This window comes from Pseudomonadota bacterium (genome assembly GCA_023229365.1).
Lineage (GTDB): Bacteria > Myxococcota_A > Polyangia > JAAYKL01 > JAAYKL01 > JALNZK01.
The window spans coordinates 1-22,225 of the sequence record JALNZK010000054.1 but is presented as its reverse complement, the minus strand read 5'-3'; the positions used below and the strand labels follow the sequence as shown (position 1 = coordinate 22,225).

21 protein-coding genes are annotated in these 22,225 nt (G+C 68.9%); 9 read left to right on the top strand and 12 right to left on the bottom strand.

Going from position 1 to position 22,225, the window contains the following annotated elements; genetic code table 11:
* Nucleotides 1–13 precede the first annotated feature (13 nt).
* The 6 genes from M0R80_19130 to M0R80_19105 form a co-directional block, all read right to left on the bottom strand.
* Entirely contained in the window at nucleotides 14–1,165 is a 1,152-nt protein-coding gene (locus tag M0R80_19130) for an ATP-binding protein (protein MCK9461749.1), read from the bottom strand.
* 163 nt (nucleotides 1,166–1,328) lie between these two features.
* On the bottom strand, nucleotides 1,329–1,823 hold the full coding sequence (locus tag M0R80_19125; protein ID MCK9461748.1) for a hypothetical protein: 495 nt from the start codon (nucleotides 1,821–1,823) through the stop codon (nucleotides 1,329–1,331).
* Nucleotides 1,801–2,022 (bottom strand): hypothetical protein, encoded by a 222-nt coding sequence (locus M0R80_19120; protein ID MCK9461747.1) that lies wholly within the window; start codon nucleotides 2,020–2,022, stop codon nucleotides 1,801–1,803. The genes M0R80_19125 and M0R80_19120 overlap by 23 nt, the downstream gene beginning before the upstream one ends.
* A 15-nt stretch (nucleotides 2,023–2,037) precedes the next feature.
* Nucleotides 2,038–5,562 carry a DNA polymerase III subunit alpha gene (gene dnaE / locus M0R80_19115; protein ID MCK9461746.1) on the bottom strand — a complete coding sequence of 1,175 codons (3,525 nt, stop codon included), beginning with the start codon at nucleotides 5,560–5,562 and terminating at the stop codon, nucleotides 2,038–2,040.
* A 64-nt stretch (nucleotides 5,563–5,626) separates the two neighbouring features.
* Nucleotides 5,627–6,043, bottom strand: coding sequence for a putative toxin-antitoxin system toxin component, PIN family (locus tag M0R80_19110; protein MCK9461745.1), 417 nt, complete (start codon nucleotides 6,041–6,043; stop codon nucleotides 5,627–5,629).
* 3 nt (nucleotides 6,044–6,046) lie between these two features.
* The gene (locus tag M0R80_19105) at nucleotides 6,047–6,358 is read right to left on the bottom strand and encodes a type II toxin-antitoxin system Phd/YefM family antitoxin (GenBank protein ID MCK9461744.1); all 312 of its coding nucleotides are present in this window, start codon (nucleotides 6,356–6,358) and stop codon (nucleotides 6,047–6,049) included.
* Between the two features lie 129 nt (nucleotides 6,359–6,487).
* Here M0R80_19105 and M0R80_19100 point away from each other — a divergent pair, with 129 nt between their 5' ends.
* From M0R80_19100 to M0R80_19090, 3 genes are read left to right on the top strand one after another with little or no spacing between them, the layout of a single operon-like run.
* Nucleotides 6,488–6,727, top strand: coding sequence for a type II toxin-antitoxin system prevent-host-death family antitoxin (locus M0R80_19100; GenBank protein ID MCK9461743.1), 240 nt, complete (start codon nucleotides 6,488–6,490; stop codon nucleotides 6,725–6,727).
* Nucleotides 6,724–7,101: a type II toxin-antitoxin system VapC family toxin gene (locus M0R80_19095; protein ID MCK9461742.1), complete on the top strand. Its 378-nt coding sequence runs from the start codon at nucleotides 6,724–6,726 to the stop codon at nucleotides 7,099–7,101. The genes M0R80_19100 and M0R80_19095 overlap by 4 nt, the downstream gene beginning before the upstream one ends.
* A gap of 12 nt (nucleotides 7,102–7,113) precedes the next feature.
* Nucleotides 7,114–7,617, top strand: a complete 504-nt coding sequence (locus M0R80_19090; GenBank protein ID MCK9461741.1) for a DUF6125 family protein — start codon at nucleotides 7,114–7,116, stop codon at nucleotides 7,615–7,617.
* Between the two features lie 30 nt (nucleotides 7,618–7,647).
* Here M0R80_19090 and M0R80_19085 read toward each other — a convergent pair whose 3' ends face one another.
* Nucleotides 7,648–10,179 (bottom strand): hypothetical protein, encoded by a 2,532-nt coding sequence (locus M0R80_19085; protein MCK9461740.1) that lies wholly within the window; start codon nucleotides 10,177–10,179, stop codon nucleotides 7,648–7,650.
* A 193-nt stretch (nucleotides 10,180–10,372) separates the two neighbouring features.
* Nucleotides 10,373–10,936 carry an elongation factor P gene (gene efp / locus M0R80_19080; protein ID MCK9461739.1) on the bottom strand — a complete coding sequence of 188 codons (564 nt, stop codon included), beginning with the start codon at nucleotides 10,934–10,936 and terminating at the stop codon, nucleotides 10,373–10,375.
* A 212-nt stretch (nucleotides 10,937–11,148) separates the two neighbouring features.
* On the opposite strand from efp, the gene M0R80_19075 reads away from it, so the two are divergent.
* The 3 genes from M0R80_19075 to M0R80_19065 are packed head-to-tail and all read left to right on the top strand — an operon-like array spanning nucleotide 11,149 to nucleotide 13,718.
* Complete coding sequence (locus M0R80_19075) at nucleotides 11,149–12,585, top strand: thiolase domain-containing protein (GenBank protein ID MCK9461738.1); 1,437 nt, start codon at nucleotides 11,149–11,151, stop codon at nucleotides 12,583–12,585.
* 9 nt (nucleotides 12,586–12,594) lie between these two features.
* Entirely contained in the window at nucleotides 12,595–13,185 is a 591-nt protein-coding gene (locus tag M0R80_19070) for a hypothetical protein (protein ID MCK9461737.1), read from the top strand.
* A 53-nt stretch (nucleotides 13,186–13,238) separates the two neighbouring features.
* A complete protein-coding gene (locus M0R80_19065; GenBank protein MCK9461736.1) occupies nucleotides 13,239–13,718 on the top strand; it encodes a hypothetical protein in 480 nt (159 codons plus the stop codon).
* Here M0R80_19065 and M0R80_19060 read toward each other — a convergent pair.
* Together M0R80_19060 and M0R80_19055 are read right to left on the bottom strand one after the other, a co-directional pair.
* Nucleotides 13,711–14,631, bottom strand: a complete 921-nt coding sequence (locus M0R80_19060) for a hypothetical protein (GenBank protein MCK9461735.1) — start codon at nucleotides 14,629–14,631, stop codon at nucleotides 13,711–13,713. The two genes, M0R80_19065 and M0R80_19060, sit on opposite strands and share 8 nt — an antisense overlap.
* Nucleotides 14,632–14,710: 79 nt before the next feature.
* Nucleotides 14,711–17,128, bottom strand: a complete 2,418-nt coding sequence (locus tag M0R80_19055) for a PBP1A family penicillin-binding protein (protein ID MCK9461734.1) — start codon at nucleotides 17,126–17,128, stop codon at nucleotides 14,711–14,713.
* 148 nt (nucleotides 17,129–17,276) lie between these two features.
* On the opposite strand from M0R80_19055, the gene M0R80_19050 reads away from it, so the two are divergent.
* From M0R80_19050 to nikR, 3 genes are read left to right on the top strand one after another with little or no spacing between them, the layout of a single operon-like run.
* Nucleotides 17,277–18,059 (top strand): hypothetical protein, encoded by a 783-nt coding sequence (locus M0R80_19050; GenBank protein MCK9461733.1) that lies wholly within the window; start codon nucleotides 17,277–17,279, stop codon nucleotides 18,057–18,059.
* 22 nt (nucleotides 18,060–18,081) lie between these two features.
* Nucleotides 18,082–19,290 (top strand): glycogen/starch synthase, encoded by a 1,209-nt coding sequence (locus tag M0R80_19045; protein MCK9461732.1) that lies wholly within the window; start codon nucleotides 18,082–18,084, stop codon nucleotides 19,288–19,290.
* Between the two features lie 7 nt (nucleotides 19,291–19,297).
* Nucleotides 19,298–19,714 (top strand): nickel-responsive transcriptional regulator NikR, encoded by a 417-nt coding sequence (nikR, locus tag M0R80_19040; GenBank protein ID MCK9461731.1) that lies wholly within the window; start codon nucleotides 19,298–19,300, stop codon nucleotides 19,712–19,714.
* 11 nt (nucleotides 19,715–19,725) lie between these two features.
* Here nikR and M0R80_19035 read toward each other — a convergent pair whose 3' ends face one another.
* Both M0R80_19035 and M0R80_19030 read right to left on the bottom strand, forming a co-directional pair.
* On the bottom strand, nucleotides 19,726–20,838 hold the full coding sequence (locus M0R80_19035) for a hypothetical protein (protein MCK9461730.1): 1,113 nt from the start codon (nucleotides 20,836–20,838) through the stop codon (nucleotides 19,726–19,728).
* On the bottom strand, nucleotides 20,835–22,225 hold a 1,391-nt coding region (locus tag M0R80_19030; protein MCK9461729.1), incomplete at its 5' end, for a PEGA domain-containing protein. The genes M0R80_19035 and M0R80_19030, both read right to left, overlap by 4 nt.

The following is a 22,225-nucleotide window of genomic DNA, read 5'->3' as shown; positions in this document are numbered from 1 at the left end:
GCCGGCGGCGTAGTCATTCGGACTTCAACAAAGCCGGCAACTCATTCCACGGGACGATCTCGCAGCCGGTCCGCGACTGTCGCTCGACGCCGCCGTACACGAGCGCCCTGCGCGGGGCGTCTCCGGTCTTCTGTGCGACGTGCCGCGCGAGCCTGTCGAGCGGGTCGAGGAAGTCGTCGGAGACGGTCGCACCGGACTTGACCTCGATGAGGAGCGGTGAGCTCCCCCGGTCCAGCACGAGATCGACCTCGAGGCCGCGGGCGTCGCGGTAGTGGAAGAGGTCCCGCTCCCGCCCCGAATTCGCGCGGTGCTTCGCGATCTCGGACGCGACGAAGCTCTCGAACACGGCGCCGCGCAGCGGGTGGTGGCGCAGCTCCTCGGGCGACCTGATCCCGAGGAGATGACACAGGAGCCCGCTGTCCAGGAAGTGCCCCTTCGGCGCTCTCGTGAGGCGCTTCGTGAGGTTGCGCTGCCACGACGGGAGGCGCATCACGAGGTAGCTCGCCTCCAGGATCGAGAGCCACGCGCGGGCGGTGTTGTGGGAAACGCCGGCGTCGGCGCCGAGCCCGGACGAGTTCTCGGTCTGCGCCGAGCGCCCTGCGGCCAGCTTGAGGAACGCGGAGAACGTCCGCAGATCCCCGACGTTCGTCAGCTGGCGCACGTCGCGCTCCACGTACGTGGCGACGTAGTCGGAGAGCCAGCGGTCCGCCGGGATGCCGACGTCGTGGATGCGCGGATAGCCTCCCGCCCACATCACCTCGAACAACTCCGTGCGGGCCGACGGAAAACGGGCGAGCTCATCGAGGCTCAGAGGCAGGAGACAGAGGACCGCGGTGCGCCCCGCGGGGGTCTGCGAGATCGCGGCGGCCAGGCCGAAGTGCTGCGACCCGGTGAGGATGAACCGCCCCGGCTCGGGGCGCGCGTCCACCTCGACCTGGAGGTACGACAGCAGCTCCGGCGCGTGTTGGATCTCGTCGAAGACCGCCCCCTCGGAGTGCTCCGCGAGGAAGCCGCGCGGATCCCGCAGGGCGTACTCCCGGACGTCGATGAGCTCGAAGGAAACGTACTTCAGGTGCGGGAACAACGCGCGGCACAGCGTCGTCTTCCCGGACTGCCTGGGGCCGGTCACGGTGACAACGGGGTAGTATTCCGCTGTCTTCCGCACGAGAGGCTCAATGTTTCTGTTTATCATATCAAATAGATAGCCGTGTTTTGGCAATATTGTCAATCCATTTTACAGAATTACCTTTTCGGTATCGGAAGGCCGTTCCGTCGAGCGCCGCCGCCCTTCGACGAGCTCGGGAACGAGCGCTGGGCAGAGGCGCCTGCTACCCGCCGCGGCTGCGCTCTTCCAGCGTCGCGATCAGCGCGGCGAGCATGAGGCGGTCCTTGGCGCGCCCGGTGCGCTCCTTGATCTCGATGAGCGCGGGGAGCGTCAGGACGCGGATCGAGACTTCGCCGTCGGTCACGATCTCCGTCCTCGGGAGGAGCTGCTCGAACCCCTCGCCCGGCGCGAGCTCGAACAGGAGGTCGAGCTGGCCGTGCGCCGTGTCGAGCAGGACGTGACCCGTTCCCTTCAGGACCGCCGCGGTCGGCGCGATCCGCCTGTCTGTCGGATCGGGCCTGTGGCGCGCGTCGATCGACGCGAGCACGTCGAGCAGCCTGGCGACGTTGTCCTCCGACCGGTGGTGGACGATGTCGAGGTCGTAGGTGGCGATCGGCGCGCCGTGCAGCAGGCCGGCCGCACCGCCGACGACGATGAGCTCCACCTCGCCGTCGACGAGCGCGAGCAGGAGGCGGTCAACCGCTGGCGTCGTCGGCACGTCGGAACCTCGCGAGGCCGTGGGCGAAGGCGACCCCGGCGCGCAGGCGCTCCAGGGGTGACCGCTCGAGCTGGCTGCAAATCAGCGAGCGGTCCGCCTCCTCCGCGGCGCGCAGGACGTCCGGATCCCCCGCCAGCAGGCGGCGCTTGATCACCTCGAGCGCTTCGAGATCGCCGCTGCGTTTCGAGTCGCAGTCCACGGCTCCACTACAGGGCTACCTGAACTCCACGTCGAGCACGCCCGGGAAGCCTGTGAGGCCGTTCAGCAGCTCGTCCGTCGGCGCGAGCCGGAACTGCTCGGGTAGGGTGATCGTCGTCCGCGAGCGCCCCGCGATCGCGACCTCGAGGAACGCGTCGCAGCGCCCTGGGTTCTTCTCGAGCACGCCCTTGAGATCGTCGAGCGCGCGGGCGTCGAACGCCGCCCCGTCGATGTGGAGGTGCACCTCCTTGGTGCGCTTGGCGCGCACGTCGGCGAGCGGCATCGCCTCCGCGACGCGGATCTTCTTCTCCTCGCCCTCCTCGCGCTCGTCGACGAGGACCGTGCCCTTGATGAACAGGGGCTCCTCGCTCCGGAGCACCTCTCCGAGCTCGTCGAGCTGCTGCGAGAAGACGATGACGTTGACCCGGCCGTGCAGATCCTCGATCGCGCCGAGGCCGAGCCGCTTGCCGGCCTTCGTCTTGCGCTCGGAGAAGTCCATCATGATCCCGGCGATCGTGATCTCGTCCCGGTCCCCGCAGGCCGCGACGGACGTCGTCGTGCTCCCGGTCAGCCGCGCCGCCTCGGCCTCGTACCGCTCCATGGGGTGCCCGGACATGAAGAAGCCGACCGACGTCTTCTCGTACGCGAGCAGCTCGCGCTCGGTCCACGGCCGCAGATCGGCGTAGAGGGAGGCCTCCTCCTGCGCCGCGCCCGCCGCGGGGGAGGGGGCGGCGAGCGCCCCGAACAGGCTGATCTGCCCCACCTCGCGATCCCGCTGCGCCGACTTTCCGCGCTCGACCGCGCGCTCCAGCGCGCCGAAGATCTGCCCGCGGTTCACGCCGCGCGATCCCTCGCAGCCGTCGAAGGCGCCGGACCTGACGAGCCCCTCCATCACCGCCTTGTTCACCTTCGCGAGATCGACGCGCATCGCGAAGTCGAAGACGTCCGTGAACGCCCCGTCGGCCCGCGCCTCGAGGATGCTCCGGAGCGCCGCGTCGCCCACGCCCTTGATCGCGCCGAGCCCGAAGAGGATCCCGCCCGCGCCCGGCTCGTCGGCCTCGTAGTGCACGCTGAAGTCGACGTCGGACCTGTTGATGTCGGGCGGCAGCACGCGCGTCCCCATCCCCCGGCCGAGGCGGATGTACTCGGCGATCTTGTCCGTGTTCTCCCGGTCGCATGTCAGCAGCGCCGCCTCGAACTCGACCGGGTGGTTCGCCTTGAGCCAGGCCGTCTGGTAGGTGATGAGCGCGTACGCCGCCGAGTGGCTCTTGTTGAAGCCGTAGCCCGCGAACTTGTCGATGAGATCGAAGATCTCGTTGGCGAGCGGTCCTTCGATGCCGTTCTCGCCGCAGCCGCCGACGAACTTGATCCGCTCCTTGGCCATCACGTCGGCCTTCTTCTTGCCCATGGCGCGCCGCATGATGTCCGCGGCCCCGAGCGAGTACCCGGCCAGGATCTGCGCCGCCTGCATCACCTGCTCCTGGTACACGATGACGCCGTACGTCTCCTTGAGGATCTTCCCGAGCTTCGGGTGCGGGTAGGCGATCTCGCGGCGGCCGTGCTTGCACTCGACGAACTGCTCGACCATCCCGCCCTCGAGCGGGCCCGGCCGGTACAGCGCGACGGCGGCCACGATGTCCTCGAAGCAGTCCGGCTTGAGCCTCCGGAGCAGCTCCTGGAAGCCGCGCGACTCGAGCTGGAAGACGCCCCACGTGTTCCCCGACGAGATCAGGTCGTAGACCTTCTGATCGTCGAGAGGCAGCTCGTCGATGTCGAGCCGCTCCCCCTCGCCGCGGCGCTTGTTCACGAGATCGACCGCGGTGCGGATCACGGTCAGCGTCTTCAGGCCGAGGAAGTCGAACTTCACGAGCCCGCAGTCCTCGACGAAGTTCATGTCGAACTGGCTGACGAGCTGGGTCGTCGTCTCGCGATCCCCGCCGGTGAACACCGGGACGTACTCCCACAGCGGCTTGTTGCCGATGACCACCCCGGCGGCGTGCATGCCCGCGTGGCGGTTCAGGTTCTCGAGCCGCTCCGCGTAGGCGAGCAGCTCGTCGACCTTCGGATCCGCGCGCCGCGCCTGCTTCAGCTTCTCCTCGCCCCCCAAAGCCTCTGCGAGCGAGACCTTCGGCCCCTCGGGCACGAGCTTCGCGATCTTGTCGACGTCCCCGTACTGCATGCCCATCACGCGCCCGACGTCGCGCACCACGGAGCGGCTCCTGAGCTGGTGGAACGTCGCGATCTGGCCGACGTTCGCCGCGCCGTACTTCTCGGCGACGTACTCGATCACCTGCTCCCGGCGGTCCTTGCAGAAGTCGACGTCGAAGTCGGGCATGGACTTGCGCTCGGGGTTCAGGAACCGCTCGAACAGGAGGTTGAGCGGGATGGGATCGAGGTTCGTGATCTTGAGCGCGAACGCGACGAGCGAGCCGGCGCCCGAGCCGCGGCCCGGCCCGACCGGGATCCCCTGCTCCCGGGCGTAGCGGATGAAGTCCTGGACGATGAGGAAGTACCCGGCGTAGTGCATCTCGCAGATCACGCCGAGCTCGTGATCCAGGCGCTTGCGGTACTGGTTCGTGTCCACCGTCCTGCCGATGCGCTCGAGCTCCGCGAACCTCCTATTGAGCATCTCGTGCGCCGTGCGCCGCAGGTACTCCTCGAGCGTCGTGCCCTCCGGCACCTGGAACGCCGGCAGATCGAGCGGGCCCGCCGGCGTGACGGACTCGCACATCCCGGCGACGCGGATCGTGTTCTCCAGCGCGTCCGGGAAGCGGCCGAGCGCCTTTTGCATCTCGTCGGCGGAGCGCAGGTAGAGCTCGTCCGTGTAGTGGAAGTCCGCCTTGGGATCGTCGAGCGTCACCCCCTTGCCGATCGCCATGAGCACCTGGTGCGCCTTGGCGTCGTCGGCGGTCAGGTAGTGCACGTCGTTCGTCGCGAGCAGCGGGATGTCGAGCTCCTGGCCGATGCGGCGCAGCGCCTCGTTGTACTCCGCCTGCCCGTCATAGCCGTTGCTCTGCACCTCGAGGAAGAACGCGCCGGGCTCGAAGATCGCGCGATACGCCGCCGCGGCCTCCTTCGCCGACGCGTAGCCGCCCCGAACGAACGCCTGCGCGACCTCGCCGCCGAGGCACGCGCTCGCCCCGATGAGCCCGGCGCTGCGCTCGGCGAGGAGCGCCTTGTCGATGCGCGGGTTGTAGTAGAACCCCTCCACGTAGCCCATCGACACGAGGTACTTGAGGTTGCGGTAGCCCTCCGCGTTGCGTGCGAGCAGGATGAGGTGGTACGCACCGCGCCGCGACTTGTCGTCCCGCTTCCCCGGCGCCACGTACGTCTCGCAGCCGAGGATCGGCTTGACGCCCGCGGCGATCGCCTGCTTGTAGAAGTCGAACGCGCCGAACATGTTGCCGTGGTCCGTGACCGCCACGGCGGACATGCCGAGCTCCCGCACCCTGGGGATGAGATCCTTGAGCCGCACCGCGCCGTCGAGGAGCGAGTACTGGCTGTGGAGGTGGAGGTGGACGAAGGAGGCGCCTTCCGACATGCCCTAAGGTACTTGAGAAGGGGTGAGGCGTGTCAACACGAAGTGCGGAAACCCGCGCGGTTCGTCACGCGCCGTGCTTCTTCCAGAAGTCGGCCGGACTGACGATCGGGTAACGATCGGCCAGTGTGAGAAGATCGCGGTCCCCGGTGATGAGGTAGTCCGCATTCGAGGCCAAGCGCGTGCCCAAGATCGGGACGTCGGCCGCGTCGCGCGCCGCGTCTGCAGCCAACGCCTGCGGCTCGACCAGATCCGCCTGGATCGCGAGGAGGTCGACGAGGTCCGCGAAGTCGGCCTTCCGCCACTTCAGCCGATGGTTGAGCCGAGGCAGCACGCGCCTGACCTCGTCCAGGATGTACGAAGACAGCACGACATCGAGAGATCCCCTGCGCCAGGCCGTGACGATGCGCCCCGGAACGCCGTCGGGGTAGGCCAGCCCCGACACCAGCACGTTGGTGTCGAGCACGACGCGCAGCGAGGGCAAGGCTCAACCCTTCTTCGTCCGGGAGTCGGCCGCCGTCTGCTTGCCCGCCCGAACGCGCACCTTCGCGACGGCCTTTTCGATCTCAAAGGCGCCCTCTTCGGCGGGCACGTCGGCGTACGCCTCGGCGAACCGTCCCGCGAGCTCGTCGAACCGCCCCTGGAGTCTTCTGATTCTCTCGAACAGGTCGGTATCGATCAGGACGGCGACCGGCCGCCCGTCCTTGTTGATGACGATGCTGTCGCGGCGGTACTGGACCTGGTTGATCATCTCCCCCAGGTTCTGGCGAAAGGCGACCGCGTTGGTTTCGGTGATCATCGCTGCTCCATGGTGATCATACTGTTCATTATGATCACTATGTTCAGTGTGCACTGCGGCCCGCCGCCTGTCAATCTCGACATTGTCAATCGGACCAGACCAGACTAGACTAGATTCAAGGAGGTGCCCATGGAGGTCACGAACATCTCGGAGGCGAAGGCCAAGCTGTCCGCTCTCATCGAGCGGGTCGTCGAGGGCGAGGAGATCATCATCGGAAAGGCCGGACGGCCCGTCGCGAAGATCGTGCGCTACGAGAGGAGCGAGGAGCCCCGCGCTCCGGGGGCGTTGCGGGGGAAGATCGTGATCGCCGACGACTTCGACGAGCTGCCGGAGGAGATCGCGGAGGCGTTCGGCGTGGTGGGGCGATGAACCTGCTCCTCGACACGCACGTCCTGCTCTGGTGGCTGAACGACGATCCGGAATTGTCGGGCAGGGCCAGGGCGGCTGTCGCCGACGGGCGCAACGTGGTGTTCGTGAGCGCGGCGTCCGTCTGGGAGATCCGCATCAAGCAGGCGCTCGGCAAGCTGCGCCTCCCCAAGAGCTTCCGCGAGGTGCTGGAGCGGCAACCGTTCATGGAGCTGCCTGTGACCGCGGAGCACGCGCACGCGGTCTTCGGGCTGCCCGACCACCACCGCGATCCTTTCGATCGCATGCTCGTCGCCCAGGCGAAGGTCGAGCGCCTGACGCTCGTGACGCGGGACGAGCGGATGAAGAAGTACTCCGTCGCGATTGTCGACGCATGAAGGAGGCAGGCGATGTCCGCGATCGAATCTCTCTCCCGCGAAGAGCTGCTCAAGGTCGTCGAAAACTTCGCGAAGAACTGGCTCGCCCACGACGGCCTCTGGTTCCAGGCGGTGGAGCGGCGGCGCGGCCTCGACGAGGCGATCGAGGCTGACGCGGCCGCGTGGGAGCGGTTCTCGCCCATCGAGGCGCAGCGCATCCGCGGGCTCCTGGGCCTCGGCGAGAGCCCGGGGCTCGAGGGGCTGCAAAAGGCGCTCGACTATAGGATGTACGCGGTGCTCAACCGCCAGCACAGCGAGCTCGAGGGCGGCGCGCTGCGGTTCTATATGGACGACTGCCGCGTGCAGAGCGCGAGGGTGCGCAAGGGGCTGCCCGACTTCCCGTGCAAGAAGGTGGGGCTCGTCGAGTACGCCGAGTTCGCGAAGGCGATCGACCCGCGCATCAAGACCCGCTGTCTCACGTGCCCGCCGGACCCGCACCCGCCCGAGCACTTCTGCGGCTGGGAGTTCACGATCTGAGACGCGGGCTGAGCGGAATCAGTGGGCCGCCTACTCCGTGCACTCGCCGACGATCTCCCAGGTGTTCGGGTTCACCTGGCCCACGCAGACCCCGTCGAGCCAGGCGTTGTCCTCGGTCGTGACCTCGACGGTGTGCCCGGCCATGTCGACCTGGAAGAGGTCGCTATCACTCAAGTCGAGGTGCCCGTATTCGAACTGCGAGTCGAACCCGCAGCCGCTGCCGATCCACGATGCACTGATGCTCTCCGACTCGGCTGTGCTCTCACCGATGGTCCCAGTGGCGACGTCGTCCGAGGGGGTGCCTGCGGCGATCTCACCTTGCCAGGCGACCTCGAACTCGACCGTAGTCCGATATCCAGGGAAGAACCCCTTGTCCAGATTGTACTCTTCGGAGCTGCTCGCAGTCTCCATCGACACCGACTGCCAAGGCGACGAGGCGGGCGGCGCGACAGACATAGACTCCGCTCCCCGAATCTCCCAGTAGCCGTCCTCGTGTGCTCCGGAGTACCGGCCCGAGTACGCGGGCTCGACCTGGGCGCCGTCCGCGGTCTCGCAGCTCGCGGAAACGCACAGAGTGTCCTCGCCTTCGGGCTCGCACAGGCTCAGGCACTCGGGCTCGACCCAGCGCACCGCCCCGGCGCGGACAGCACCGTAGAAGTCCGCGACGTCGAGCGGGTTGCGGTACTCCACGACGTCATCCGGCTCGTCGACCATTTCCGGACAGTCGAACAGGTGGTCGAATGCCTCGGCGCTCGGCGATGCCGAGGCGTACCAGAGCCGGCGCACCCACTGGCGCTCTCCATCGGCGCCGTACCCCGCGGCGAGCTCGACGTCCCCACCTGGGTTGACCAGGTCTGCGCCTTCCGCGCCGTGGCCGACCAGCACGTCCCCTCTCCGCGCCCCGCCGACCGCAATCACGCCTTCGTCGGCCAGGGCGAACACGCCGTCCATGTGCACTCTCCCGGCCCGACCCAGCCACCTGTCGGTCCACGCGACCTCGCCGTCCGGGCCGAGCCGAGCCACGAGACCGGTTTCCAGGTGCGACGCGCCGAGCTCCAACGCGACATTCTCGCCAGACGCGACTCCGGCGACTTCGGAGAACGCCCCGGCGATGAGCGTCGCGCCGCTTGGCGCAGCGTCGCTCGCGAGCGTGCCCCGCACCCAGGTCTCAGCGAACCACGGCTCGCCGGCGAGCAGCACGAAACCCACGATCGGATCGACCCATTCGACATCTCCGCCAATGTCGAATGAAGCCATGAACGCGGTCGCCCGTGGGAACGGATCGACGTACCCGTCGGGCGCGAACGGGAGCGAGTCTACCCAGTCGGCGTTCGCGTTGTTGCCGTCCTCGATCGCGGTCACGATCGCCCGCCCCCCCGGCGCGGGCGTCAGCGCCGTCGGCACCAGCTCGCCGAAATCCGTGAGCTGTTCCGCCGCCACCAGCTCGCCGGCCGCGTCGTACCTCGCGAAGAAGCCGGAGGTCCAAGAAGAGGGCACGGGCAAAGCGGTCGCGGCGCCGCCCTCGCCGAAGGTGCTCCCGTCGTCGTACTCGCCGGAGACCGCGAACCCGCCGTCGTCGAACACGGCATAGTCCCGCGCCACGATCGGGCCCACGCCGACGATCCGCGCCCAGACGAGTGCGCCGGTCTCGTCGTACCGCGCAGCAGCGATCGCCTGGCCGGTCGGTCCGGGATCGAGATCAACAGTCGTAACCCCGTCGCTGAGTGAGATCGGGGCCTCGAACGCGAGCACGATGAGAGCGGCATCTGAGCTGCGGGACGGGGCTATGACAGTCGCCCCCGCAATCTGCGACAGCCACGCCAACGCACCGTCCGCCGAGAAGAGCGCGACGAACGCGCTGTTTGCGAGCTCCACCACCTGGGCGCTGTCGCCCTGACCGATAGTGAGCGTGCCGCTGAACGGTTCACTGTAGACGATCGCCGCCCCATCCAGTTGGCTAGCGAGGCGGATCGTCGGCTGCCAGAATCCGAGTGCGTCCATGGCGACGACGCCGTGCGCTCCCTCGAGCGTTCCGCCCTCCGAGTAACGCGCCAGGAGCCACCCGCTCTGTCCGTCTTCACCGATGGTGATCGCTTCCCCGCCGCTCCCGACCGTCACCTCGCCGCTGTAGGAGGACAACGCCGTGAAACCCGATCCATCCGGTGAAATGCCGACGTCCCTTATGAACACGCTCGTCCCACATCCTTGCTCCAGACACTGCGCCCACAACAGCCCACCGCTCGCGTCGTAGCCGGCGAGGAAAGCCGTGTAGTCCTCCGTCCCCTCCTCTTCCGGTTGCGCCAATGTCACGGCGGCGTCGCCTTCTCCGAACACGACCGAGCCCTTGAATAATCCGGAGGCGAACAGCTCTCCCGAGTCCGGCGACACGAGAACGCCTCCGTATGCCAAAATGGACGATTTTAGCAGCTCCCCCGGATCCCCGGCATCGACGATCTCCGTGTCGGTGTCCGCGCCATTCGCGTCGGTGCCGTCGCCGCCGCACGCGGTCAGCGCGAGCGCCACGGCAGCGAGCGTGCGTAAACAGATCAGTCGAGTCGCCATCTCTCCCCTCCTCCACCCGGCGGGTGCTGCCGCGATCTCAGCAAGCGACGTGCCATGTGGCCGGCCGCACGCGCCAGCCCTGGCTCCAGCCGCCGAACCAGCGATGACTACAAGGTATTCTACACCAAGAGCGCTCCGGACACGCGCCGCGGCGACGGGCGCAACGGCACAACCTGTGCCGAGGGCGGCGCCCCTACCGCTTCACGCGCTCCTGGTACTGGCCGGTGCGCGTGTCGATGCGGACCCACTCGCCCTGGTTGACGAAGAGCGGGACCTGCACGACGTAGCCGGAGGAGAGGGTCGCGGGCTTGGTGGCGTTCGACGCCGTGTCGCCCTTGATCCCGGGATCGGACTTGACGATCTCGAGCTCCACGAAGTTCGGCAGCGTGAGGCCGATCGGCCGCCCGTCGAAGAACAGCATGTCGAGCTCGAGGTTCTCGTACAGGTAGTTCACCGCGTCGCCGACCGCCTCCTTGAGGAGCGCGACCTGCTCGTAATTCGCGTTGTTCATGAAGTTGTACTCTTCGCCGTCGGTGTACAGGTACTGCATGCGGTGCTCTTCGAGATCCGCCTTCTCGAACTTCTCGCCGGAACGCCACGTCTTGTCCCACTGCGAGCCGTTGATCATGTTGCGCACGCGGCACTTGTAGAGCGCCTGCCCCTTGCCCGGCTTCACGAAGTTGTATTCCGTCACGAGGCAGGGTGCGCCATCGATGATGATCTTCGCGCCCTTCCGGATCTCGCTGATATCCATCAACATGTCGTCGCTCCTCGGCCAGCCGGCCGCCTCCAAAGCTGCCGTTATGTACACTCGGGCCGGGGGTTCGTCAATTGATGACAAATGTCATTCAGGGCGCCCCCGGACCGGGGTAGATTGGCGCCGCCTGATTCTTCGCGACAGGGGATAGGCTCAACGAACGGCGCGGGTGCCTCGTGGCGGTCGCGCCTTCATGGAAGTCAGGAGGGTCCATGATCAAGTTCAGCGACAAGCAATTGAAGATTCCGCGGATGTCCAAGCCCGTGTACTTGGTCACAGCGGGGCAGTCGAAGTTCGACCGGGCCTTCCCGGACAAGCGAACCGAGGAGCTGTGCATCGACGCGTTCGTCGAGGCAGCCGAAATGATCGACAAGACGCCGGCCGAGCTCAAGAGCTACATCCACACCTGCTACTACGGGCACTTCGCCGACCACTTCGGCGATCAGCTGCTCGGCGAGGCGCTGATCCACGACCGTCTCGGCCTCGATCCGCTCGGCAACTGCGGCGTCAAGACCGGCGGCGCCACGGGCGGCACGACGATCTGGGAGGCGGTCAAGGCCGTGGCGTCGGGCTACTCGGACTGCGCGCTCGCGATGGGCTGGGAGCGCATGGACGAGGTCCCGACCGACGAGGGCAACTTCCTCATCTCCTGCGCGGCCGACAAGGACTGGGAGTCGCCGCTCGGTCACATCTACACCGGCTACTACGCCGTGATGGCGCAGAAGTACTGGAAGGTGTTCGGCAAGGAGGAGGAGTCGTTCCGCCGCACCATGGCGGAGATCGCGGTCAAGCACCACGGCTACGCGCGCTTCAACCCGTTCGCCCACGCGCCGATGAAGATCACGGTGGACGACGTCCTCAAGTCGCCGGTGGTGGCGTTCCCGCTGCGCGCCCTCGACTGCTGCCTGATGAGCGTCGGCGCCGCGTGCGTCATCGTCTGTGACGAGGACACGGCGGTGAAGCTGACCAAGGGCACCAAGAACAAGCCTCTCCGGATCTGGTCCGCCGCCGGCTCCCACACGCTGCGCGCGGCCGATCGGATGGACATGGAGATCCCGCTCCTGCCCAACGAGACCGCCGACCAGTACAAGAACCTCGGCAAGGAGTTCCCCGGCGGCGAGCGGTATCCGGGCTTCACCGGCTTCCTCGCGGCCCGCATGGCCGCGTACTACAGCTACCGCATGACCGGCATCGTCGATCCGATGAAGGATCTCGACGTCATCGAGCTGCACGACGCCTTCACCATCAGCGACATGCAGACCTACGAGGACATCGGCCTCCGTCCCTACGGCTACGGCCGCGACTTCGTCGAGTCCGGCGACTGCTACCACACCAACCCGAAGACGCACGAGCCGGGCCGGCTGCCCTCGAACCTCTCCGGCGGGCTCATCGGCTGCATGCACGCGGTGGGCGCGACGGGCATCATGCAGGTGTTCGAGATCGCGTCGCACCTATGGGGCCGCTGGGCCGAGATCCACGGCGACGTGAAGCGCTGGGAGCGCTACGGGCGGCAGAAACCGGCCGACTGGACCGACCTGCAGGTCAAGGGGGCGAAGCGCGCGCTGGCGATCAGCCACGCGGGCGTCGGCTCCCACGTGACCTCGACGATCCTGATGGACCCCGACAGCCTGCTGAAGGCGGATGCATAGGAGGACGAAATGAGCGTTTCCGGAACCGTGACGGTGAAGAACAACAAGTACCGCCCCAAGGGCGACTTTCATCGCATCGAGCCCAACACGCCGATCCGCAGCGCCGACGAAGGCTGGAAGCTGCTCGGCGTCACCAACCCGCGCGAGATGATCTACATCCACTCGTACGGCGGCGAGGCGGTCTTCTTCGAGTCGCTCGGCCAGGGCAAGCTGATGGGCGCCCGCTGCGACAACCCGAAGTGCGCCTCGAAGGGCACGATCTACCAGCCCTTCCGCGCCTTCTGCAGCGACTGCCTGACCAAGAACACCGTGTTCGACATGACGGATCTCGCCAAGAAGACGGCGAAGATCCACACGTTCATGGTGTGCGAGCGGTCGGGTGCCTTCAACGTGCTCGACAAGCCGATCAAGTTCATCAACATCGAGTTCGACGGCGTGCCCACGATCCTGATGAGCTACCTCGTCGTCGGCGAGCCGAAGTTCGGCATGCGCGTCACGCCGATCTTCAAGAAGGTCAACCCGACCTACACGATCCTCGACCTCGCCTGGGTGCCCGAGGGCACGAAGGCTTCGGCGCTCCCCGAGGGGTTCGCCTTCTGACAAGCGGCTGTCCGTCCCTTGTCGTCGCCCGCCACAATGACTAATAGAACCTCATGAAGAAACGAAACCTCCGGGGTGCGCTGCCGCTTCTCACCATGGTCCTCATCTGCTCCTGCAGCTCGGACAAGCAGATCGATCCTTCGATCGAGAAGCTCGGGCGCGCGACCGGCCCCGTCGCGCCGGGCGGATCGCCTGCCGCTGCGGCCGCGCCCGGAGCCGTGCCCGAGCGGCGGGAGCCGGGGATCGCGCACGACGGCGTCGTGCTGGAGCGGATCCACGTCCCGAACTACACGTACCTGCGCCTTGGCCTCGAAGGCGGCCGCGAGGCCTGGGCCGCGATCCCGAGGACGGAGATCGAGGTCGGCGCCCGCGCCCGCGTCGTCGAGTCGCTCGTCATGCGCGAGTTCACGAGCCCGACGCTCCGAAGGACGTTCGCGTCGATCGTCTTCGGCGTCCTCGAGGGCGGCGACGCGGCGGCGCGGGACGCCGGGACGGGCGAACCGCCCCTGCCCCCCGGACACCCGCCTATTTGATGTTGATGATGAGGTCCGTCGGCTTGCCGCGCCGCGTGACGGAGAACACGAGCCGGTTCTCGTTGCGCATGCTCTGGTAGGCGGAGAGCGCCTTATCGACCGAGTTGAGCTCGACGCCGTTCACGGAGTGGATGATGTCCCCCCGCTGCGCGCCGAGCATCTCGAGCGGGCTCCCCTTCTCGATCCGGCGCAGCCTGAACCCCTTGGTCTCGCCGTCCTTCGTGTACGGCCTGACGCGGACCGATCGCGCGAACTTCGTCGGGTTGGCGAGCGCCTCGTCGACTATCGATCGCGCCACGGTGCGCTCGTTCTCGCCGTTCACCTGGATGCCGCTCGCGATGGACTGATCGTCCCCCGACGCGGCAACCCGCGGCTTCCGCACGAGCGCGCCCTCCTCGCCGAAGAGGTCGAGGTAGCACTCGTCCGACGAGCCGCGGAGGAGCACGTAGCGCCACGAGATCGCGGTCACCATGCGCCCGTCGATCTCGCTCCCGACCCGGAAGAGGTCCGGCTTGCCACCGCTGGAGATCGTCGCGAAGGACCACGCGGCGTCGTTCGGCGAGGCGACGGTGGAGAGGAGCTTCAGCTGCCCCGCCGGGCACGGGACGAGCGGCATGTCGCCGGTGCCGATCGCGGAGGAGTCGTCGAACTCGTCGTCGCCGGGCGTCAACGGCCCGACGATCGAGTCGAAAATATTGCGCTCGAGGATCGCGGTCCCGTCCGGGCGCGTGAAGCTCCGCAGCGACGTGCGCGGGTGCACGGCCGCGGCGGGCGCCTCCTCGGAGGAGCCGGGCATCATCGCGGTGAAGCTCGAGCTCGCAATCGTCCCGACGCCGCTCGCGCAGAAGAACGCCACCGCGGCGAGCGCCACGAGGTTGATGATCCAGAAGTACCGCGTCAGTATCTTTTCCATGCGTCCCCGGCAACGACATCGATAATCGAATATTCCATTCGTGTCCAGAACGCCCGCCGGAACCGGGCAATTCCCGGGATCAACGGATGCCCGGGCCCGGCCCGCCGTCCGCCGCCGATCCCGGCCCGGCGTCCGCGCTGTAGCCGCGCGCCGCCTGCTCCAGCATGAACGCGTCGAGCGAGAGCACATCCGGCGGCAGCGCGGTCTCGCTGGGCTCCGTGCCCTCGATGAACACCTCGTCCCGGGCCCCGCCCTGCCCTTCGTACGCCAGGAGCCCGGTCGCGGGGTCGACGAGCGCCCGCACGATTCCCGGAGGCGGCGTGAACTCCCGCGCCGGAACCCCGGCGTGCGCGCGCTTCATGAACGCGAGCCAGATGGGCAATGCGGCGCGGCCCCCGTACTCCCTCGGCCCGAGCTTGCGCATGTCGTCGTAGCCGACCCACACGACGGCCGCGACGTCGGGCGTGTATCCGGCGAACCACGCGTCCCGCGACTCGTTCGTCGTGCCGGTCTTGCCCGCCGCGGGCCGCCGGAGGGCGAGCGCCTCGGCCCCGGTGCCGTACTCGATGACCGACTCGAGGAGGGAGGTCATGACGTACGCCTCCTCCTCGGTGAGCACCCGCTCGCCGGTGCGGCCCAGCAGCGGCACCTCGGCGCCGCCCGGGCCCGTGACCCGCCGCACGACCCACGGCCTGTGCACGATCCCCCCCGCCGCGAGCGCCGCGTACGCGGTCGCCATGTCGATCGGCGTAACCGCGGAAGATCCCAGCGCGAGCGCCGGTCCCGGATCGAGCCGCGACGAGATGCCGAGACGCCCGGCGAGCTCGGCCACGGCTTCCGGACCCACGTCCCGGATCACCTTCACGGCCGGCAGGTTCAGCGAGCGCGCGATCGCGTCGCGCACCGGGACGGCCCCGGCGTACTCCTTGGCATGGGCGTTCTTCGGTTGCCACTCGCCGTCCACCTCCGGCGAGTCGTCGACGAGCGTCGCGGCGGTGTAGCGCCGCGTCCTGAGCGCCTCGAGGTACACGAACGGCTTGAACGCGGAGCCCGGCTGCCGGACCGCGGAGGTGGCACGGTCGAAACCCGCCGGCTCGACGTCGTCGCCGCCGACGAGGGCGATCACCCGCCCGGTCGCGGGCTCGACCGCGACGAGCGCGGCCTGCGGCCCGATCTCGAGCTCCACGCGCAGAGGATCATCGCCGACGGGCACGTGGACGGGCGCCACGCGCAGCAGCGCGCCTCTCTCCGCGAACCTTCCGGCGGCGAGCTCCTCCGGATCGTACCGGCCGTGGCGCGCGAGATCGACGATCCCCTCGCGGCCGCCGAGGTCGACCCGGAGCGTCCGCGCCGTATCGTCCGCGCCGATCACGCGGCCGAGGCATACCGCGCCCACCTTGAGCTCTCGCGCCCTGCACGGCGCCGTGCCCAGGCTCCGCTTCGCGTTCCCGCGGGCGCCGAACGGCGCCAACCGGCCGTTGCGCCCGTCCACGGCCACGAGCCCGCGTACGACCGCTTCGCGTGCGGCTCGCTGGAGATCGGGGGCGATCGTCGTCTCTATGACGTAGCCGCCGTGGCGCAGCGTCTCCCGGTCGACCGTGCCCGAGAGCTCGCGCAGCGCCTGCGCGACGACCTCCGGCGCTAGCCGATCGTCCCGCCGCCCGCCGGCGCTCAAGCCGAGCGGTTCGGCGCCCGCGAGTTCGGCGTGCGCCGCTGAGATCATCCCGTGCCTCGCCATCTCGCCGAGCACGTACCGCCGGCGCGCGGCCGCCGCGTCGGGGTGCGAAATCGGTTCGTAGATCGACGGCCCCTTCGGGATCCCGGCGAGGAGGGCGGCCTCGGCGACGGTGATTTCGCGGATGCCTTTCGAGAAGTAGAATCGCGCCGCCTCGCCGACGCCGTACCGACCGTGGCCGAAATTGATCTGGTTCAGGTAGAGGTAGAGGATCTCGTCCTTGGTGAGCCGCTCCTCGATGCGCTTCGTGAGCAGGATCTCGCGCAGCTTCCGCGTGAACGTCTTCTCGCGCGTGAGGAAGAAGGTGCGCGCCACCTGTTGCGTGATTGTCGATCCCCCCTGCGACAGCCTGCCGTGCGCGACGTTCGCGAAGAGCGCGCGGATCATCCCGGGGTAGTCGAGCCCCTCGTGCTTCCTGAAGTCGGCGTCCTCCGCCGCGATGACCGCGTCGATCATCACCTTGGGGATGTCGCCCATGGGGACGACCGTCCTCCGCTCGACGAACAGCTCGCCGATGACCGTGCCGTCGGCCGCGACGATGCGCGTGATCTGCGGCGGGTCGTAGCCCTCGAGGAGCGGCCCGATGGCCGGCAGGTCCGCGGACAGGTAGTACAGGACGGCCGCGAGCCCGGCGGCGCCGCCGAGCCCGAAGAAGAAGACCACGAGGGCGATCCGGGCGAGAACGGCCCGAATCCGCGATCTCGGCCCGCGCGGTTTGGGTGCGATCCGCCGCGATCGCCCGCTGTCGTTGACGTGCTGCATCCCCTCCGGATCCCTCCCGCGCCGGTACGGCCAACGCGCGCGACCGCGCCCGGGATTCCGGCCTCGAGCGGCGCCGCGCCATTTTACTTCGCTTTTCGCCGAGAGGTTTCCTATAATTGGCGCACGAAAAGGGAAAAAGGAGGAAACCATGAGGACCGTATTCTTTAGAACGCTGTTGATGGTCGCTGCGCTGACGCTCTTCGCGGGTTGCGGCGACGACGCTTCCGACACCGACGCCGGCATGGACGGCAGCACGGACACCGACACCGACACCGATTCGGACACGGACACCGACACCGACACCGATTCGGACGCGGATTCCGACAGCGACGCGGACAGCGGCGTCGGGGACGACTGCACCGCGGAGTTCTCGTCCATGATGGCGTCGTCGCTCCCCGGCGTGTGCGCGGCGGCGGTCGGCGACTGCACCGCGGGCACCGCGCCCGAGGACGCCCAGGGCACCTGCAACGACGGGTTGACCTGCTGCCTCAACGACGACGCGTGCGTGAGCTCCGGCATGGGGATGACCTCCTGCGAGGCTGACGGGTGCACTCTCGGCAGCGGGCTCCAGGGCGGCTGCCCGGACGACGGCTGGTGCTGCGCCGCCATCGACGTCGTCATCCCCGACGCCGGCACCGCCGGCAGCGGCGAGGATTGCTCCGTCACCGTCGAGGCGGGCGGCGGCGCGTACTCGTTCGCGATCGCCGGGACCTGCGCCGCGGAGGAGACCACCTGCGCGGGCGGCTACATGGAAGGCTTCGAGGCAGGCGACTGCGTCGACGGGTACTGGTGCTGCATCGGCACGGACCAGTGCGAAGCGATCGGCGGCGGCGGCATCATGACCTGCCAGGCTGACCCGTGCTCGACCTTCTTCGGCTTCCAGAACGGCTGCCCGGACAACGGGTACTGCTGCTCGCCGTTCAAGAAGTAACCTCCCGATCGGAGACAAGTCCATGCGCATCTTCAACGTCTCGGCCGAGCTCGCGCCGTACTCCTCTGCCAAAGGGCTCGGCGCGGAGGTCGCGAAGCTACTCGCCGCCCTCGCGAAGCGCGGGCACGAGGTGCGGGCGATCGCGCCGCTTCTTGCGGACGCCGATCCGTCGGCGCACTCCCTAGCACGCCGCCTCAAGCCGATCGCCGTCAGCCTGGACGGCCGCGAGGTGCGGTTCACGCGCTTCGAGGGGCGCACCGCGAGCGGCATCGACGTCGACCTCCTCCAACCGGCCGAGGCGCTCGCCCCCCGCGAGCGGTTCGAGGCGGCGTTCAACCGCGCCGCGCTGGAGCTCGTGCGCGCCGCAGGCGGCACCGAGGCCGCCTGCATCTCCTGGGATCGCGCCTGTGCGCCCGTGGCCGCGCTCGACGCCGCGGCGAGCGAGCCGACCGGCGCCTCGCACTACGTGGCGATCCGGACCGACGCCGGGGGCTTCGACGACTGGGCGGGGCCGCCCGCCGCCCGCCGCGTGATCCTCATGCGCCCGACAGGGGGCGAGCCCGGGCAGGAGATCGGCGCCTCGTCGCTCGCCGCCATGCTGGAGGACGGCCGCGCGTTCTCCCTCTCGCCTGCCGTGGACGACCATCCGCCGCTCGGCGCGACGGACAGGGCGTCGGCCAAGGCCGCCATACAGGCCGGGTGCGGCCTGCCGGTGCGCGCGGACGTTCCGCTGATCGCGTTCGTGGCGCTCCCCGACGGCGCGCTGATCGACGCGCTCGGCGCGTACCTCCGCGGCGACGCGCAGGCGATTGCGATCGGCGCGGGGGCCGGTGGCGACGCGGCGCTCGACGCTCTCGCCGACCGCTACCCGGATCGGCTGACGGTTCTGCCCGACGGCGTGAGCGCGGACTCCCTCCTCGCGGGCGCCGACTTCTGCGCCGCCCTGACGGATCCGTCCCTCGCGGCGCGCGCCATGTCGTTCGGCGCCGTGCCGATCACGACAGGCGCTCACGACGGGGGCGCCGTCGATCTGGAGCCCTCGCTCGCGAGCGGCACGTCGATCATCGCCGACGGCGCGTCGGCCGCCGCCGCCGTCGAGGCGCTGGGCCGCGCGGTGTCCGCGTTCCGCTTGGGCAAACCGTTCGGCGCGCTCGCGACGCGGATCCAGGGCGCAGCGACGACGTGGCCCGTGTGCGCCGAGCGCTTCGAGCAGATCCTGCTCCTTCCGTGAGGGCGACATGGGAAAGCTGACCCGCTTCAGCGTCTCCATCGAATCCGAGCTCCTCGAAAGGTTCCTCCGGATTTCCGACGAGCGCGGCTGGGAGAACCGCTCCGAGGCGGTGCGCCACCTCATGCGCGAGGCGCTCGTGCGCGAGGAGTGGTCCGGCTCCGACGAGATCGTCGGCACGATCACCCTCGTGTACGACCACCACAAGCGCGAGCTGACCGAACGCCTCACGAGCATCCAGCACGATCACCACGACGCCGTGCTCGCCGCGACGCACATCCACCTCGACCACGACAACTGCCTGGAGATGATCGCGGTCAAGGGGACGGCCTCGGTCGTCCAGGAGATCGCCGACGCGCTCATCGGCTCGCGCGGCGTCAAGCACGGGACGCTCACCGCCACCACGACGGGCAGGGATCTCAAGTAGGTTTCGCCCCTCTAGAGCGGGCTCCAGGATACGCCGGCGGACCAGACGACGCGCAGCGCCGCGGCCGGCGTCGCGCGCGTCTCGTCGATTTCCAGATCGCGGCCGATGATGCCCGCGAGGACCCCGACCCCGACGAGCGCCTCGACCTCGCCGCCGGGGAGCGGCATGTGCCAGGTCGTCATGCCGCCCACGTGGAGCTCGACGTCGACCGACGTCGACTCGCCGCGAGGGCCGGCCGGGTTCTCCGTGGCGACGACCAGATCGACGCGGCCGACGGGCGCGATCGAGAACATCGCGGGGCCGACCGGGAATGCGATGCGCAGCTCGAGCTCGAGCGGGAAGCGGTGCGCCGAGGCGGATCCGCTCTCGTTGTCGGCGAGCTCCATGCCGAGCCACCCCACGCAGAGCACGGGAACGACGTTCTTGCCCGGCGAGAGCGCGAACCCGAGCGCCGGCCCGTGGAGCACGTCGCCGCGCGGGTACGGGTACTCGCCGCGGTAGCCGCCCTCGAGCCAGAACCACGGCCGGTGCGCGCGGGCCAACCCGCCCGCGTCGAAGGAGCCCTTGTACGGCTCCGGCATCCGCTCCCCGGAAGGCGGCGGGGCCGCGGGGTGCGCGCCCTCCTCGGCGAGCCGGTTCATCTCCAGGAGGAGCCCGCCCCAAACCGCCTCGCGCACCGTAGCGGCGATCGCGAACGCCACGTCCACGTCCACGCCGTCGTCCTGCGCGACGGGTCTCACCGGGACGCGCGCGAAACCGCCGCTGCGCGTCTCGACCGCGAAGAGGTCGCAGGCCGTCGCCTCGCAGCTCCACCCGAAGACGGCGAGCGTGCCGGGGCGACCGGCGGCGAGCTCCCGGGCCGCTGCGGCCCACTCCCGCTCCGTGCCGGGCAACGCGTCGCGTGCGGCGATCTCCACCGCGACCTCGACGCGGGACAGGTGCTCGGCCAGGATCGATCGGACCGCGCCACCGTCCGGCGCCGACTCCGGCGCGACGACGAGCACGATCCGAGCCTGGTCGTCCGCCTTGGCGGTTCCCGCCGCGCAGATCGTCCAGCCGACGGCCGAGAGCATGACGAGCAGGGCGCGGCACGCACGGCAATCGGGCGCGTCGAGCCGCATCACATCAGGGACTTCACGAGGGTGGTGATCTCGCCGGACTTGATCTTCACGCGGTAGGTCTTCTTGATGTTGAAGTTCGGGTTCTCCACCGTGACGGTGTAGGTCCCGGGCTTGAGCGGGTGGTTCACGAGCGGCGTGTTCTTGATGAACTGCCCGTTGATCGAGACCTTCGACCACGGCTTGGTCTGGACCGACAGCGTGCCGGGCGCACCGCCACCACCGCCACCGCCGCCGCCGCCGCCGCCGCCTACCTTCCCGCCGCCGCCGCCACCGCCGCCGCCGCCACCACCGCCGACCTTCCCGCCCTTGGCGACCTTCACGAGAGCGACCGCAGCCAGCGCGACCTTCTCCTCTCCCGTGCTGAAGTCCTTCTCCTCGAGCGCCTTCGTGACCTTCTCGTAGTCCTTGAGCGTGTACTCGACCTCGTACGTCTTCGAGGTGTCGATGACCGCCGACACCGGCGCGACCCCGAGCTCCTTGCGATCGCTGCCGCTCACGAGCACGACCTTCGCGCCCTTCGGATCGGAATCGAACGTGACCTCGACCCTGGCGAGCATCAGCGTCTTCTGCGCGACCTGGGTGATCTGCCCTTCCGCGACCTCGACCTCGAGGTTGAGCTGCTCGTAGGCGTCGCCCTTCGCGACCCGGACGAGATGCTTGCCGGGCGTGAGCCCGGTCACCGTGGTCGGGGTCTTGTCCTCGTACGGCCGATCATCAATCCAGATGGACGCTCCCGGCGGCACGGTGTCGAGGAAGAACCCGGTCGACTGGGGCTCGAGCGCGATCTGCTGCGACGTCCGCTCTCCCGCCTTCACCGTGAACGGCACCTCCGCGTCCTTGTATCCCGATCGCTTGATGAACAGCTTGTGCGTGCCCTCGGTGAGGTCCGCGGCCATGACCGGGGACGAGCTGCCCGGGAGCTGCTTGGCGCCGTCCAGGATGACCGTCAGGCCGTCCGCCGGATCGACCCTCAGCTCCATCGAGCCGGTCGACGGCTTGCCGAACATGACGAGCATGACGACGACGACCGCGATGGCGATGATCACGACGCCGGCGCCGATGCCGATGAAGATCGGCATCATCGACTTCTGGCGCCGTTGCGGTCGCTCGTCCAGCTCCTCGATCGCGTCCTCGTCGACGTCGGAAAAGTCCGGCAGCGCCGGAGCCGGGGCCCTCGGTGCCGGAGGACCGGGCCGCGCCGGCGGCGCGGCGGCGATCGCCGCACGGGCCATCTCTGCGGCCGTCTTCTTGTCGTAGAGGTTGGTCGGGGGCTCTTCCTCGTCCCACGCCTGCATCCCGATGCCGGGCGCGGCGGGCGTCGCCACGCGCCCCGACGCGAGATCGGAGGGGAGCGGCGCGGTCGCCCGCGGTGGAGGCGGAGCCGGCGGAG